A 15,035-nucleotide genomic window follows, 5' to 3' on the forward strand; every position below is an offset into this window, starting at 1 on the left:
ATTAATACATGATTGACTCTAAAATTCGTCCTAATCCGCTCGCAGCTAAATTTAACACGATGATTGCAATCATCACATTAAAACCAATCATCCCAATGTTCAAATTCAATCGATCAAATAAGCTTAAGTAAGGTTCTGAAATTCTTGAAATCAAACGGCCAAACATTGAATCATATGCTCCTGGAAACCAAGATAATAATGCATATATGATTAAAACGCCGGAATAAATTCGAACACCTGTATATAGTATATATATGAATAAAGCGATACTCATTACCTCCTAACTAAAAATCAAACATTTGTTTCTTAGCTAACGATTGTGCAGTAGCACTATCGATTTCAATGTTTGATGGCGTGCAAAGAAAAATTTCATCGCCTACACGTTGAATGTCTCCATCTAACGCATAAACAGTTCCTGTAAGAAAGTCTACAATTCTTCTTGCTTGACTTTCTTCCACTAAATGAAAATTAATCAACACAGCGTCACTTGCAATAATATGTTTTGCGATATTCATTGCCTCGGAATAAACACGTGGTTCAATTATTGTAATTTTACCTGGTTTACTCGAGCTATGTGTGTCTTGTGAACGTTTAGAATTTGAGTTATTAGAACTACGCATGGAGACAACCTTTTTCTCATTAAATGCTGTTTCCTGACGGCTTTCTTTCTTATCTTGATGCGCTTCTGTTGAACGATAACGAGCAGAAGGTTTTTCGGTCAAAGACTCAGCTGCAGTCGGTCTTTGTACCTGCGCTTGTGTTTGTCGAACCGTCTGTCTTGGTGGTTCATTAACTACCTTTTGCTCTTCGTATTCATCATAATTATCATATTCATCTTCACTAGATAATCCAAAAAAGCTGGATAACGCATTTTTACTAAAAATTGACATAGATTCCCCTCCTTTACGCACCTCTGAAAATTGCTGTTCCGATTCGTACAAAAGTTGCACCTTCTTCAATAGCGATTGGGAAATCATTACTCATTCCCATACTAAGATCTGTACATGGTGCATATGAAAGATGCAGATTATTTATTGCAGATTGTAGTTTTTTTAACTTAGAAAAAACATCCCGAAGAACTTGTTCAGACGCATCCAACGGCGCCATAGTCATTAAGCCTATGATTTTTATTTTATCAAATGATGCTAATTGATGAATAAAATCAATTACTTCTTCTGATTTAAGTCCGTGCTTGCTTTCCTCACCAGTTATATTCACCTCAACGAAACAAGAAATTTGCTTCACTGAGCGCTTCTGAATTTCCTCTGCTAATTTAAAACTATCCAAAGCATGAAAATAATCAATCTCATTTATTATTGATTTTACCTTCCTACGCTGTAAATTACCAATCAAATGCCACTTAATAGACGGAAAATCTTCAAGTGCCATTTTTTTCTCCAGTAATTTGTCAACTCGGTTCTCAGCCATATTCTCAATACCAAGTTCAGCAAGTTTCTTGGCAGTGTCTTTTTCCACGGATTTAGTCACAGCAATCATTGTTACATCATTGTCTGACCGAGCTGCTTTTTGACATGCTAGCTGAATTTCTTGATTTATTTTTTCTAAATTATCAACTAGCATGAGTAAAAGTCGCTCCTATCTTTTTCTGCGGAAAAATGGTGGTGTATTTAATTCATCGTCATTATTTTGTGATGGTTCTTCACGATGAAATGTTTCAAATTCTTTTTTCTCAACATTCTCAAATGTTGTATCTTCGACTTTTGGCCGTACATTTTGTTCACGACGGATATCCCAATCACCAAAAGCACTGGTCTCTTCTTGAGGTTGAGGTTGTGATGGTTTTGATTGTTCCATATCCAAGACTGGTGTTTGTTGCACTGTTTGGATTTGAGTAGGTCTACTCTGACGTTGAGATTTACGATCTTTTTTAGAAGGATCGATTCCTGTTGCAATAACTGTTACACGAATTTCATCGCCTAAATCTTCATTGATTGAAGTACCTAAAATAATATTTACATCACCTGTCGCAGCACTTGTTACGATATCAGAAGCATCTTGAGCTTCAAATAAAGTCATGTCCAAGCCACCTGTGATATTTAACAACACTTGTTCAGCACCATCAATAGATGTTTCTAGTAATGGCGAAGAAATCGCTTTTTTAGTGGCTTCGATCACACGATCTTCACCGCTCGCAACACCGATTCCCATTAAAGCAGTTCCTTGGTTTTCCATAACCGTTTTCACATCAGCAAAGTCCAAGTTGACATAGCCTGGAGCTGTGATCAAATCTGAAATACCTTGCACACCTTGACGTAAAACATTATCTGCTTCGCGGAATGCCTCAAGCATTGGTGTCTTCTTATCAACTACTTCTAATAAACGGTTATTTGAAATGATTAGTAATGTATCGACATTCTCTTTTAAAAGAGCAATTCCTTCTGCTGCGTAGCGCCCACGTTTGGGTCCTTCAAAACTAAATGGTCGTGTAACCACTCCAACTGTTAAAGCACCTAATTCTTTTGCAATTTTAGCAACTACAGGAGCCGCCCCAGTTCCTGTTCCGCCACCCATACCAGCAGTTATAAAAATCATATCTGCACCTTGCAAGGCATCTGAAATCACTTGTTCACTTTCTTCTGCTGATTTTTGGCCAACTTCTGGTTGAGATCCAGCACCTAAACCGCGTGTATACTTAGGTCCAAGTTGAATCACAGTTTCTGCTTTTGAGTTTTTAAGGGCTTGTACATCTGTGTTTGCAGCGATGAATTCAACGCCTTTGACGTTTTCATCGATCATGCGGTTTACAGCATTTCCACCGCCGCCGCCTACACCGATAACTTTGATGACTGCGCCATTGTTAATATTATTATCTAAAGAAAATTCCATAGTATCGTTTCCTCCTGTTTTAATAGTTAGTCAAAAATGTTTGAGAAGAAGTCCTTGATCTTACCAGTTACTTTTTCACCTGATTCATGAATTTCAGAATCATCGTAATCTTCTTGAGGTGCATCTGCATAATTATCATATTGTACTTCTTTTTGAACAGCGATTGGCTGTGATGGTCTAATTTTTTCACCTGGAATCGCGCCTTTAGCAATATGATAAATGTCATTCAGTTGAGCTGAATATTCTACAATACTAATCACATTCGTAAATACTGGATTGCGTAATCCCATATGATTAGGTACGTATAATTTCACACTTGAATCAAAAATTTCCTGTGCTAAATCAACCACACCAGGAAGACTTGCGCCACCACCTGTCAAGATTACGCCACCTGGTAGTTCCAATGCATCGATTTCGTCCAATACTTCTTTTGATTTTTTAAAGATTTGTTCTACTCTAGCTTCGATTACTTCTGAAAGGTAACGTTCATCAACTTTCACTGGTTCAGATTTACCAATGACATCAACTGGAAATTCTTCACTCACAGATGTTCTTTCTGGATAAGCATCGCCATAATTGATTTTCAATGCTTCAGCATTATTGAATGATGTGTTCAGTACGATGGAAACATCTTTCGTAACAAACTCCCCACCTTCTTGATTTACATGAGTAAATTTCAATTGTTTATCATGCATCACAGAAGTCGTTGTTTGTCCGCCACCCATATCAATGACAATCGTTCCAAAATCTTTCTCACCGTCTGATAAAACTGTCTCAGTCAAAGCTAAAGGCATAATCACTAATTCATTGACAGTTAGCCCTGCTTTTTCAACACATTTTCTTGTATTATGAATAATTGTTTTCGGACCTGTAAAGACTACTCCGAACATTTCTAAACGAACGCCAATCATTCCTCTAGGATCTTTAATCCCTTCAAACCCATCTACTGTAAATTCTTGAGGTAGGATTGCTACGATTTGACGTTCAGGAGGAGTTGAACGAACCAAGGCTGCAGATGCAACATTTCTTACATCTTCATCAGTGATTTCTTTTGACTCACTACTTACAGCGATCATTCCTTGGCAATTTTCCACTTCAAGTAAGTTTGCTGGTAACCCCACATTCACACTTTTAATTTGAATTCCCGCTTTTTCTTCTGCTTGTCTTACTGCTCTTTGAATCGCATTTACTGTTTTATCTATATCGACAATAATCCCTCGATTTAATCCATCAGATTTTGCGTTTCCTACGCCAATGATATTCATTTGACCTTCGATAAACTCAGCAACTACAACTTTTACTGATGTTGTACCAATATCAAGGCCTACATACATTCCTGTCTTTGCCATGAATGGGGTTCCTCCTCCTATTAATTCCAATATGTAAGCGGGCAAAAAATACCCGATTAAATATATATTTTTTTATGAATACTCACTTCTTTCAATTTTACCATAAACATAGGCTTTTTAGAAAGTAGATTCTACTATTTTATTCTTTTATTTTTTTTAAGTTTATTCTAGTACTTGTGAAGATTCTTCTACATTTTCTTCAGTCTCTTCATTATTAAAAGGATATGAGAAAATACCGACTTCCATATCGATGATCCCAGGTTTCTCCATTTGACTCGCTACCTTGCTGTAATACGCCATTTTCTCATCTAATTGAGAGATATTTACGATGACTTCATTGGCATCTTTCATATTGATATTGATCAATTCTTTGTTTGCATTAGATGGCGCATAACGAATCTCTGAGATATTTTGCTTCAAGTCTTCTGGCAGTTTATTATAAGAATTCATTAAATTTTTAATGGTAGACTGATCTTTAAAGTTTTGGAAAACAGGCATACCACTTTCAGGTGCTTTCATTTCCTCAGGTAATATTTTTCCGTTTTCTAAAATAGGATGAAACATATTATTTGTGGATTCTAATGCAACGACTTTATATTCCTCAATTTTTATATTAAATGAATTGATTCCACTCAATGAGATAGTCGCTTTTTTTACACGCGGTAATTGACGCTCGATTTTTTTTTCGTAAATTTTTCTGTCGCCAAATTGCTCCCACAAACTCTTGCCTTTTTCCAATTTAGATTGGGCAATGATTTTCTGACTATCAATCGATTTACTGCCTGATACACCGATATTGCCTAACTTGCTAAGTGGAGAAACAAAATAAAGTACAATCAAAATTGCAATCAAAAAGACGGAAACAATCAATGTCAATCTGCGAAATAATCGCTTATTTCGTACTTTTTTTATTTTTGGTAAGCGGTCTGCAAAAGATTCGTAAGTTTGCTTTTGTTTCTCTTCTGTTTCAAGCTCCTCTGGAGGAATTTCATTCATTTCAGTTTCTTCATCTTCAACAGATTCTTCTTGGTCTTCCTTTTCATTAGAAACAACAGAAGGGTCCCATACAGGCTTGCCGCCTTGCGTTTTTAAATATTCTAGATTTTCTTTTTGCCACGGGGTCAGATTTTGCTCATCTATTTGTTCAGAAGTATCCAAATGTTGGTCTTCTTGACCCCCTGAGTCATCTTTTTTCTTACTAATCTTCTACACCTCCTATCAAGTTATCTCTTTTACCACTTTGTACAGTCGTTCACCAGCATCAGGTATGCCTTCTTTTTTTGAAGCCTCAGCCATCGATTGATGACGAGTCTCATCTAATAAAATCGCATCAATTTCAGTGACTAGATTCAGACCTGTAAGTTCTTTGTCGGTAATCATTTCAACTGCTCCAGATTTAACTAAGCTTTGTGCATTTTTTGTTTGATGATCATTTGTGACATATGGGCTTGGTATTAAAATTGCAGGCAGTCCTAGCGCAGTAAATTCTGCGATAGAAGTTGCTCCAGCTCGACCAACCATTAAATCTGCTGCTGCTAAAACTTCTGCCATTTTATCAATATACGGCTGAATACTTATGTTTGTCAATTTCTTTTCGGAAAGCTTTAATGTTTCTTGTAATTCTTCATAATATCGCTCTCCAGATGCATAAAGAATTTGGTAATCCCGTTGCTCAAATAGTGGGAAAGCCTCAATAAACGCTTGGTTGATTTTTAGTGCCCCTCGACTACCGCCAAAGATGACTACAGTTTTTTTGTTAGGATCTAGTCCATATTCTTTTAAAATATCTGTTTTTTTGATCATCACGACCTCTTGCGCTCGTGGATTTCCTGTCAAGATTACCTTGTCTTTAGGAAAATACTCAGCAACATCGGGAAAACAAATAGCTACCTTTGACGCATATCTGCTTAAAAACTTATTTGTCATTCCTGGTATGCTATTTTGCTCGTGTATGATTGTTGGAATCTTCAACTGCTTTGCCGCATAGACCACTGAACCAGACACATACCCTCCTGTTCCAATGACAACATCTGGTTGAAAGTCTTTAATAATTTTTTTTGCTTTCCCTATACTACTTAGAAAAAGATAGACTGTTTTAATATTTTGAGGATTAAGCGAGCGACGAAATCCTTGGATTTTGATCGTCTTAAAAGGAATATTATATTTTGGAACAATTTTGCTTTCTAAACCTATTTGGGTTCCTACATACATGAATTCGGTACTAGGGTCTACTTGTTTTACATAGTTGATAAAGGCCAAAGCAGGATATATATGTCCACCTGTTCCGCCGCCGGTTATTAATATTTTCATCATTATCTCACTTTTCTATGTCTTTTAGCTGGTGCATTGCTTGGATAAACGCCTCTCCACGCAATTCAAAATTAGGATATTGGTCCCAACTTGCACACGCAGGCGATAATAGAATAGTATCATCTTTTTCGGAAAAAGCATAGGCTTCACGGACAGCAGTTTGGACATTTTCTGTCAATTGTATTGTTTTAATTCCAGCTTCGACTGCTGCTTTGCGCAGTTTATCTTTTGTTTCACCAAAAAGAATGATTGCTTTGATTCCTTGTAGTGAGGGAATCAGCTCATCAAAATCATTGCCTCGATCCAAACCGCCAGCTAATAAAACAAGTGAGGAATGATCAAAACCACTTAAAGCCATTTTAGTTGCTAGTATATTCGTTGCTTTTGAATCGTTGTAAAATTTTCGTCCTGCCAGTTCCCCTATGTACTGCGTACGGTGAGGCACCCCAGTAAAAACCATCAACGTTTTTCTGATCACACTAGTTGGTATATTTTTTAATTTAGCAACACAAATTGCTGCTAAGGCATTCTCAATATTATGACTGCCTGGTACACCTAACTCATTCGCTAACATAATATATTCATCTCTATAGTAGATTTCTCCATCTATAAGATAGGCTCCAGCAACTTTTTCCTCAGTTGAAAATGGAATAATCGTAGCTTTCGTTGTCTTGCTTAATTCTTGCAACTCCTGTTGGTTCCAATTTAGCACAAGAGAGTCACTTTCTTGCATATTTTCTTGTATTGCCCATTTAGCTTTTACATACTCTTCTCTTGATCCATGGTAATCTAAATGTGCTTCGTAAATATTTGTGATTACAGCGATTTGCGGATGAAATGTTTGAATTCCCATCAATTGGAAACTAGATAATTCCATGATGATATCATCTGCAGCATTTGCGACCTCAGCTACTTCACTTGCTGGAAATCCAATATTTCCGGCTAAACGAGCAGTTCCATTTTTGCGTTGTGCATTCAATAGCAATCCTATCATTGTAGTTGTCGTTGTCTTTCCATTCGTTCCAGTGATTCCGATAATCGGGCACTCAGCAATTTGATACGCCAGCTCCACTTCGGTAAGAACAGGTAAATTCATGCTTAAAGCTTTCTCTACTAAAGGATTCGTATAAGGAATGCCAGGATTCTTTACAATTAAAGAAAAATCTTCGTCTAAAAGTTCGATCGGATGTCCACCTGTAACAACACGAATACCCAAGGTTAATAAATCTTGGGCTTCAGGGTTTTGATCAAATTGTTTAAAGTCATTGACAGTTACTAATGCACCCAATTCATGCAGCAACTTCGCAGCACTAACACCACTCTTAGCAAGCCCAAGAACAAGGACTTTTTTGTTTTCATACTCTGTAATTTTTTTCATTATAATTTCCCCTTATCTTAGAAATGCTGAAAGAAGCGGTCAGTCTTGTAGAAAATTAGCAATCTAAGAGTGGAATGCTTTTGATTCCATTCGTAGATTATCTATTTTCCTAAAGACTGCTTCTTGATGCTAGACACAATAGAAATGCTGAAAGAAGCGGTTAGTTTTGTAGAAAATTAGGAATCTAAGAGTGGAATGCTTTTGATTCCATTCGTAGATTATCTATTTTCCTAAAGACTGCTTCTTGATGCTAGACACAATAGAAATGCTGAAAGAAGCGGTTAGTCTTATAGAAAATTAGGAATCCAAGAGTGGAATGCTTTTGATTCCACTCTTAGATCATCTATTTTCTCAAGTTCTACTTCTTGGTACAAACGTTATTCCTGTCAAAGACACTCTATAAAACAATCCATAAAGTGATTGCTGAACAGACAGCTCCAGTCAACCAAAAAACAATATCGATCTTCCACTCAGACCAGCCACACATTTCAAAGTGATGATGAATTGGTGACATTTTAAAAATTCGTTTACCGAATAGTTTAAATGAAGCAACTTGCAAGATAACACTAAGTGTTTCACATACATAAACAAGACCGATCAACAATAACGTCCACTCTTGACGTAATATAATAGAAATTGCTGCTAGCAAACCACCTAACGCAAGTGAACCAACATCTCCCATAAAAATTTTAGCAGGTTTTCTATTGTAAGGGAAAAATCCTAATAGACCACCGATTACACTTAAACATACGATAACAACATCAAACTGCTGCTGTTTCCAAGCGATGATTGCATATGTAGCAAACGAAATCGTTCCTAATCCTGCAACTAAGCCATCAATACCGTCAGTCAAATTCACTGCATTTGAAAATCCGACCAACCAAAAAATAACAAATAGGCCATAAAAAACACCTAAAGGCACTGATACAGCACCAAATAAATCTAGTGTATCTGGTAAGCCTTCTGAGCGATATACAAAATAAAAGACTAACCCGCCAATGATTTGACCAATCAATTTTTGACGGGAATTTAATCCCATATTTCTTTTCTTGAATACTTTGATAAAATCATCTAAAAATCCTAATAAACCATAAAGAACCAAGATAAATAAAATAATCAGTAAAGACGGAGTGAGTTCTTGTTTCCATAATCCCACTAATAATGAGGTGATAAAACTTGCAACTAGAAAAACCAAGCCACCCATCGTTGGTGTTCCTGTTTTTACATTGTGCCAAGTTGGGCCATCTTCACGCGTTGTTTGACCTTGTTTTTTCATTTGAAAATACCCGATAAATATCGGCATCACTGCCACCGTTATAGCAAAACTAAATACTATGGGAATAAAAATTTGTGTCCACTCCATGATATCTCTCCTAATTATTCAACTTGCATTGATTTACTTTTCCATTTATTTTTGATCCTTATTTAGCAGGTTCTACTACTTCATTTGAATCACTATCCATTGAGTCCATTACCACTTTCATCAGTGGATTAGCAATTTTAGCAAGTGCCTCTCTTGTATAGGTCTGAGGTTTTTTCATTGTAAGATATAAAATATACTCTGGTTTTTCTGCTGGAACCATCTCGACAACTGAATATGTATAGTCTGTTAAACCAGCCATATACCCATTTTCTCCAGTAATTTGAGCCGTTCCTGTTTTAGCTGCTACATGATACCCAGGTACTTTGTACACATCATAAGCAATACCGTAATTCGGATCTTCAACTGTATCAATCATGTATGTTCTGATATCACTTGCCGCTTGCGGTGTTATGATAGGTTGCCCTACTTTTTCTGTTTGCGTTACTTTTTCTTCTCCAGTATTTTTATCTACGATTTTGCTAATATATTGAGGTTTTGTCATTGAACCATCGTTGGCAATTGCAGTATACGCCTGCATCATTTGGAAATTAGTGACCGAAATAGCTTGTCCAAACGAGGACATTGCTAGATCGACCCAGTTATCTTCTGGCAGTTCTCCAGCTGATTCTCCTGCCAATCCTGAGTTTGTGGATTTTCCAAAACCAAATTTTTCTAAATAACTTTTCCAGACTTGTCCAGTAGGATCCATTGCTTGTTCTAAAGTCAGCATCCCAACGTTACTAGACCAAGAAATTGCTTGACGAAATGTTAAAGGTCCTACCGCCCCAAAGTCATGATCATTCACTGTTCGGTCATCCAGCTTATAACCACCCGCTGGATAATTGAACGTTGTATTAGGATTAAATTTTCCTTCTTGCATCGCAGCTGCCGCTGTAAAAAGTTTCATAGTAGAACCTGGCTCAAATTTATCTTCCACTAAAATATTACGCCAAACAGTATCTTTTCCTAATCCTTCTTTAGTTTCAGGATTGTAGGATGGGCGCTGTGACATTGCAAGTATTTCACCAGTGTCTGCTTTCATCAACATTGCAGTCATATCTTCTGGCTTGTATTCTTCAACCACAGGATCAAGCAGAGATTCCAACTGACTTTGTATTCGACTATCTATTGTTGTGTAGATATCTTTCCCATCAACAGCTTTCTTCTCATTCGCCACTGTTCCAGGTAAGGGATTTCCGTATACATCTTTTTCGTAGTCGATCTTACCGTCTTGACCTTTTAGTATGTCGTTATATGATTCTTCTAAGCCCATCTTTCCGACTAACCCTTTTGAATCATCCTCAGCATCAGCAGAGTCAGTATACCCGATAAAATGAGAAGCAAAGACCCCATTGGGATAAATTCTAGCAGGGTGACCTTCGAAATAGAGTCCAGAAACTTTATTTTGCTTTAATTCATCTTCAATTTTTTGTCTAGTTTCTAAAGAGATGTTTTTCCCTTTAGTACCAAATTCAACTTGAAATTTCACAGTGCCGTCTTCATTTACACCGCTATTTAAATATTTTAAAACTTCATCTTTCGTCAGTTCCGTATTTCTATCTAAAATTTCTGCTAACGTTTGAAAATCTTTTTTCTGCGCATAAAGTTTTTTATTTTCTTCACCTAGATAAGTCTCTGACAAAATAGCATACACAGAATAAGAGGTAGCATCTTCTGCGATCACGTCTCCGTTACGGTCTAAAATCGCACCTCTTTTAGCTTTGACCACACTACTGCCTTGATACAGATCCGCTGTCTTTTCTGGTAATGAAACGCCCGCAACTTTTCCCACAGCTACAATATAGGTTAATCTAAAGGCAAATAAAAAGAACAATCCAATACTCGTAGCAAATAAAATAATGCCTACTTTTTTACGATTGTTCATTGGATTTAAGTTCTTCTTTTTGACAAAATTCTTTATTTTATTTTTTTTGCTCATCTATTTCACTTTCCTTATATTTCCTTGTATTTTATTACTTCACTTTCTTAATATTTTCAATATTATCAGAAAGGCCTTTATTCTTTGCAACGTCCTTGATTCGATCTGCTTTTGATAATTCATTTTTTTGTTGCTCTAATTTTAAAGCTGATTCTTCTTTTGCTTGAATCGTTGCTTGCGTCTCAGTAATTTGATTGGTCATTTGTGTAATAGATGTACGTACTTGAATGGTGAGAATTGCTATTCCAATAATCGCTACTAATAATAAGAAGCCAATTGCCTTTTCTAAAAGTGAGATATTTCTCAACTTCCTTTTCGGAGATTGGGGTAGGTCAACATTTCTTTGAACTTTAGGTTCATTTTCAGGAGCAATGACTGGTTCATCCATTATCGGAACATCATATTGGAATTCTTCCATTTTTTTTAACTCAGCCATGTCAATACCCCTTTCTTTATAAGTTTAATTTAACTTTTTCGGCAATTCGTAATTTAGCACTTCGCGAGCGATTATTTTCAGCCAACTCAGTCTCACCTGGTAAAATCGGCTTTCTAGTTATTACTTTTAATTCGGGTTGAAATTCTTCTGGAACTACAGGTAGTCCAGGTGGTAGATCCTGCATTGTGCTATATTCTTTAAACATGCTCTTTACAATTCGATCTTCTAATGAGTGAAAAGTAATCACGCTGATCCGACCGTTTTTGTTCAATAAAGCAATGGCTTGTTCTAAAGATTCTTCTACAACTCCCAGTTCATCATTTACTGCAATTCGAATTGCTTGAAAAATTCGTTTTGCTGGATGTCCACCTTTGCGTCTAGCTGGTGCTGGAATTGCTGATTTTATAATTTCTACTAATTCACCAGTTGTTTCGATCGGCGCTTTGGCACGGACCCGTTCGATTTCTCTAGCAACTTGTTTAGAGAACTTTTCTTCCCCGTAACGGAAGAAAATCTTCACTAATTCATGATAGCTATAGTCATTGACAACTTGGTATGCTGATAGTTGTGCGTCTTGATCCATCCGCATGTCTAACGGTGCATCCTGATGGTAACTAAATCCACGCTCCGCTTCATCCAACTGAGGAGAAGAAACACCTAAGTCGTATAAAATACCATCAACATAATAAATCTCCTGATTGGCTAACTCTTCTTTTAAATGTCTAAAATTCGACTTGATAAAGGTCACCATACCTCGATCAACATATTTTTTTAATCGTTTTGCTGCAAAATCCAATGCTTTTTGATCTTGATCGAACGCATACAAATGTCCTTGTTCGCTTAATTGTGAAAGCAAATACTCACTATGACCTGCGCCGCCCAATGTGCAATCGACATAGATGCCGTCTTCTTTCACATGTAAGCCGTCAACTGTCTCTTTTCGCAAAACAGTATAATGCTGAAAATCCTCTGTCATAATGCTCCTCTTTCTAAAAACCAAAATCAATCATTGTTTCTGCAATTTCATCAAAATTCTCTTCAGCTTCTGTTGAAAATTCTTGCCAGCGAGCTTCATCCCAAATCTCAATTCTATTTGATACACCGATGATCACACAGGCTTTTTCCAAACTACCATGCGTTCTTAACGCAGCAGGGATATTGATCCTACCTTGTTTATCGATCTCGCATTCTGTAGCAGCCGAATAAAAAAAGCGGACAAATGTGCGGGCATCTTTCTTAGCAAGAGGCATTTCTTTCAATTTCTCTTCTAGTTGTTCCCATTCGCACATTGGATAACCAAATAAACAGCCATCCATCCCCCTAGTTACCACAAACTTCTCACCTAATTGGTCCCGAAATTTAGCTGGTACAATGAGTCGGCCTTTGGCATCTATATTATGTTGAAATTCACCCATAAACATAGCCAATTCCTCCCATTTTTCCACTTGATAGGAATAGTCTACCACATCCAACCACTTTCTACCACAAAAAACCGTAAATCTTCTACCATTTAATCGTTATTTAAATAGTTTGTAATATTTCAGTTTTTAAGATTTTTTTAAAGAAAGCGGTATCAACACCTGTATATCAGATTTATATATATATTCTCCGTCTTATTTATATATTCGATTTATCATAAAAATATTACAAGTAAAAACGGTGGGGAGAAGTGGGATAGTAATCTGCCTCCACCATTTTTGTTTTATGAAAAATAATGAACGATATTCAACAAAATAAGAACAGCATATAAAACTAGGCTCAAAAGAAAGACCAAGCGCCAAAACATTTTAAAATATCTGCCATAAAGGATTTCGCCATTATAATACGCTTGAAAAACAGCTACACAAATACCTAATAATAAAATAGAAATGATCATATAAGGTACAATTGATTGTCCATAACTATCTTTTGATAATTCATTCAATCCTATAAATAAAAATGGAATTGACATATCCGGTGCTTTTAATTTAAAACGCTCTGTTAAAGAGAACGTCGAAATAATAAAGTTACACGCAAATAAGACAATTACTGGAAAAACATACCAAAAAAGCATAATGACTGAAAAAGACACCATTTACTAACAATTCCTTTCGTAACACACTGTATTAACTATACTTTATTTTCTTTACACACATGTTTCATTTCGTTTAAAAGTTCGTGCCTAAATAATACTAAAATAAAAGAACTTTCTTTCACAAAACACACCAACTCTATTATAATAGAACTAGACTAGTTTCATAAAAAAAGAGGTGACATTTTGATTAATTATTTAACAATAGAAAATGGTCAATTGATTTCTTCTCGGTCTGATACAGATAACACGATCTGGCTTGCTGTAGAAAAACCAACTGAAGAAGAGATCAACCAATTAGTCACGACCTATAAACTTCCTAAAGATTATATCACAGGTGTACTGGATGATAATGAGAATTCTCGTTTCGAGGGATTACATCAAAATACTTTGGAAGGACCCGCTTTGATGCTGCTCCAATATCCTCATGCAACGATCAGTCCTAGCGGTTATACCCAATTAGATACATTTCCTTTCGCAATCATTTTGACAACTTGCGGAAAAGTAATTACGGTTATCAATAATTCAGCTGATTTTTTAAAGCAGACACTTGCTACTCCCGTACCTGATAATGATTTGCCCATTCAAGAAACCTTAATTCTGTATTTATCATGGCAAATTTCAACTTATTATAATCGTTTTTTGAAAGAACTAATTCAGCAAACCAATAAACTGGAAGGTGAATTAAAAGTTTCAACCGAAAACAAGCAACTTTATCAAATGATGGATATCCAAAAAAGCTTGGTCTATTTTGAATTTGCAATAAATTCTAACTTAGAGGTTTTAAATACGCTTTATAACGCCCGAATATTTACAGAGCCAAGAGCACATTTGCCACATCTCCATGATATTTTGGTGGAAACAAAACAAGCAGCAACGACTACAAGCATTCAATTAAAACTGGTGGATAAAGTTAGCGATACTTTTTCAGCAATCGTTTCAAATAATCTGAATAATGTAATGAAAATTTTAACATCTTTAACAATCGTCTTGACAATTCCTACAATCGTTGGTGGAATATTTGGTATGAATGTAAAATTGCCCTTTGCTAATCGCGGAGATGCCTTTTTTTGGATCTTCATCATTACGACAGCAACTTGCATTTTTGTGATTCGACGGCTAAAAAAAAGAAACCTTTTGTAAAATTTCTAGTTGCTGATTTTAGTAAAACGATGTAAACTAGAGAAAGTAAAGAATAAGGATGTGTATAATCAATGAACGATAAAAAGACAAGTACTTTTTCTAAAGTCACTAAAGTCGTTGTTTGGTTGATGCTGATTGCCATTGCTGGTTCAACAATCTTGACTGCCATAATGAGTTTACGATAATCAACTAAATAAAC

Annotated in this window: 16 protein-coding genes; 2 read left to right on the forward strand and 14 right to left on the reverse strand. The window is 36.1% G+C overall.

Annotation, left to right across the window (positions count from 1 at the left end):
- Window position 1 precedes the first annotated feature (1 nt).
- The 14 genes from AC4BC4_RS12190 to AC4BC4_RS12255 all read right to left on the reverse strand — a co-directional run bounded on the left by AC4BC4_RS12190 (window position 2) and on the right by AC4BC4_RS12255 (window position 13,696).
- Entirely contained in the window at window positions 2-274 is a 273-nt protein-coding gene (locus AC4BC4_RS12190; RefSeq protein WP_438757061.1) for a YggT family protein, read from the reverse strand.
- Between the two features lie 10 nt (window positions 275-284).
- Entirely contained in the window at window positions 285-890 is a 606-nt protein-coding gene (locus tag AC4BC4_RS12195; RefSeq protein ID WP_490475864.1) for a cell division protein SepF, read from the reverse strand.
- Window positions 891-903: 13 nt separating this feature from the next.
- Window positions 904-1,581, reverse strand: coding sequence for a YggS family pyridoxal phosphate-dependent enzyme (locus AC4BC4_RS12200; protein ID WP_438757063.1), 678 nt, complete (start codon window positions 1,579-1,581; stop codon window positions 904-906).
- A 15-nt stretch (window positions 1,582-1,596) separates the two neighbouring features.
- The gene (ftsZ, locus tag AC4BC4_RS12205) at window positions 1,597-2,847 is read right to left on the reverse strand and encodes a cell division protein FtsZ (RefSeq protein WP_438757064.1); all 1,251 of its coding nucleotides are present in this window, start codon (window positions 2,845-2,847) and stop codon (window positions 1,597-1,599) included.
- A 26-nt stretch (window positions 2,848-2,873) separates the two neighbouring features.
- Window positions 2,874-4,196 (reverse strand): cell division protein FtsA, encoded by a 1,323-nt coding sequence (gene ftsA / locus AC4BC4_RS12210; protein WP_438757065.1) that lies wholly within the window; start codon window positions 4,194-4,196, stop codon window positions 2,874-2,876.
- 162 nt (window positions 4,197-4,358) lie between these two features.
- A complete protein-coding gene (locus tag AC4BC4_RS12215; protein ID WP_490475865.1) occupies window positions 4,359-5,354 on the reverse strand; it encodes a cell division protein FtsQ/DivIB in 996 nt (331 codons plus the stop codon).
- A gap of 60 nt (window positions 5,355-5,414) precedes the next feature.
- Window positions 5,415-6,506: an undecaprenyldiphospho-muramoylpentapeptide beta-N-acetylglucosaminyltransferase gene (gene murG, locus AC4BC4_RS12220; RefSeq protein ID WP_490475866.1), complete on the reverse strand. Its 1,092-nt coding sequence runs from the start codon at window positions 6,504-6,506 to the stop codon at window positions 5,415-5,417.
- Between the two features lie 7 nt (window positions 6,507-6,513).
- Complete coding sequence (gene murD / locus AC4BC4_RS12225) at window positions 6,514-7,884, reverse strand: UDP-N-acetylmuramoyl-L-alanine--D-glutamate ligase (RefSeq protein ID WP_490475867.1); 1,371 nt, start codon at window positions 7,882-7,884, stop codon at window positions 6,514-6,516.
- Between the two features lie 397 nt (window positions 7,885-8,281).
- The gene (mraY, locus tag AC4BC4_RS12230) at window positions 8,282-9,247 is read right to left on the reverse strand and encodes a phospho-N-acetylmuramoyl-pentapeptide-transferase (RefSeq protein WP_490475868.1); all 966 of its coding nucleotides are present in this window, start codon (window positions 9,245-9,247) and stop codon (window positions 8,282-8,284) included.
- Window positions 9,248-9,305: 58 nt separating this feature from the next.
- Complete coding sequence (locus AC4BC4_RS12235; RefSeq protein WP_490475869.1) at window positions 9,306-11,186, reverse strand: peptidoglycan D,D-transpeptidase FtsI family protein; 1,881 nt, start codon at window positions 11,184-11,186, stop codon at window positions 9,306-9,308.
- 34 nt (window positions 11,187-11,220) lie between these two features.
- Window positions 11,221-11,622, reverse strand: a complete 402-nt coding sequence (ftsL, locus tag AC4BC4_RS12240; RefSeq protein ID WP_438757074.1) for a cell division protein FtsL — start codon at window positions 11,620-11,622, stop codon at window positions 11,221-11,223.
- Window positions 11,623-11,638: 16 nt separating this feature from the next.
- Complete coding sequence (rsmH, locus tag AC4BC4_RS12245) at window positions 11,639-12,598, reverse strand: 16S rRNA (cytosine(1402)-N(4))-methyltransferase RsmH (protein WP_438757075.1); 960 nt, start codon at window positions 12,596-12,598, stop codon at window positions 11,639-11,641.
- A gap of 13 nt (window positions 12,599-12,611) precedes the next feature.
- Complete coding sequence (gene mraZ / locus AC4BC4_RS12250; RefSeq protein ID WP_438757076.1) at window positions 12,612-13,043, reverse strand: division/cell wall cluster transcriptional repressor MraZ; 432 nt, start codon at window positions 13,041-13,043, stop codon at window positions 12,612-12,614.
- Between the two features lie 281 nt (window positions 13,044-13,324).
- Entirely contained in the window at window positions 13,325-13,696 is a 372-nt protein-coding gene (locus tag AC4BC4_RS12255) for a DUF3397 domain-containing protein (protein ID WP_438757077.1), read from the reverse strand.
- Between the two features lie 183 nt (window positions 13,697-13,879).
- Between AC4BC4_RS12255 and AC4BC4_RS12260 the strand changes: the two genes are divergently transcribed.
- Window positions 13,880-14,836, forward strand: a complete 957-nt coding sequence (locus AC4BC4_RS12260) for a magnesium transporter CorA family protein (RefSeq protein ID WP_490475870.1) — start codon at window positions 13,880-13,882, stop codon at window positions 14,834-14,836.
- A 71-nt stretch (window positions 14,837-14,907) separates the two neighbouring features.
- On the forward strand, window positions 14,908-15,021 hold the full coding sequence (locus AC4BC4_RS12265; RefSeq protein ID WP_071868151.1) for a DUF4044 domain-containing protein: 114 nt from the start codon (window positions 14,908-14,910) through the stop codon (window positions 15,019-15,021).
- Window positions 15,022-15,035: the final 14 nt, after the last annotated feature.

This window comes from Enterococcus sp. AMC1086 (assembly GCF_058216575.1).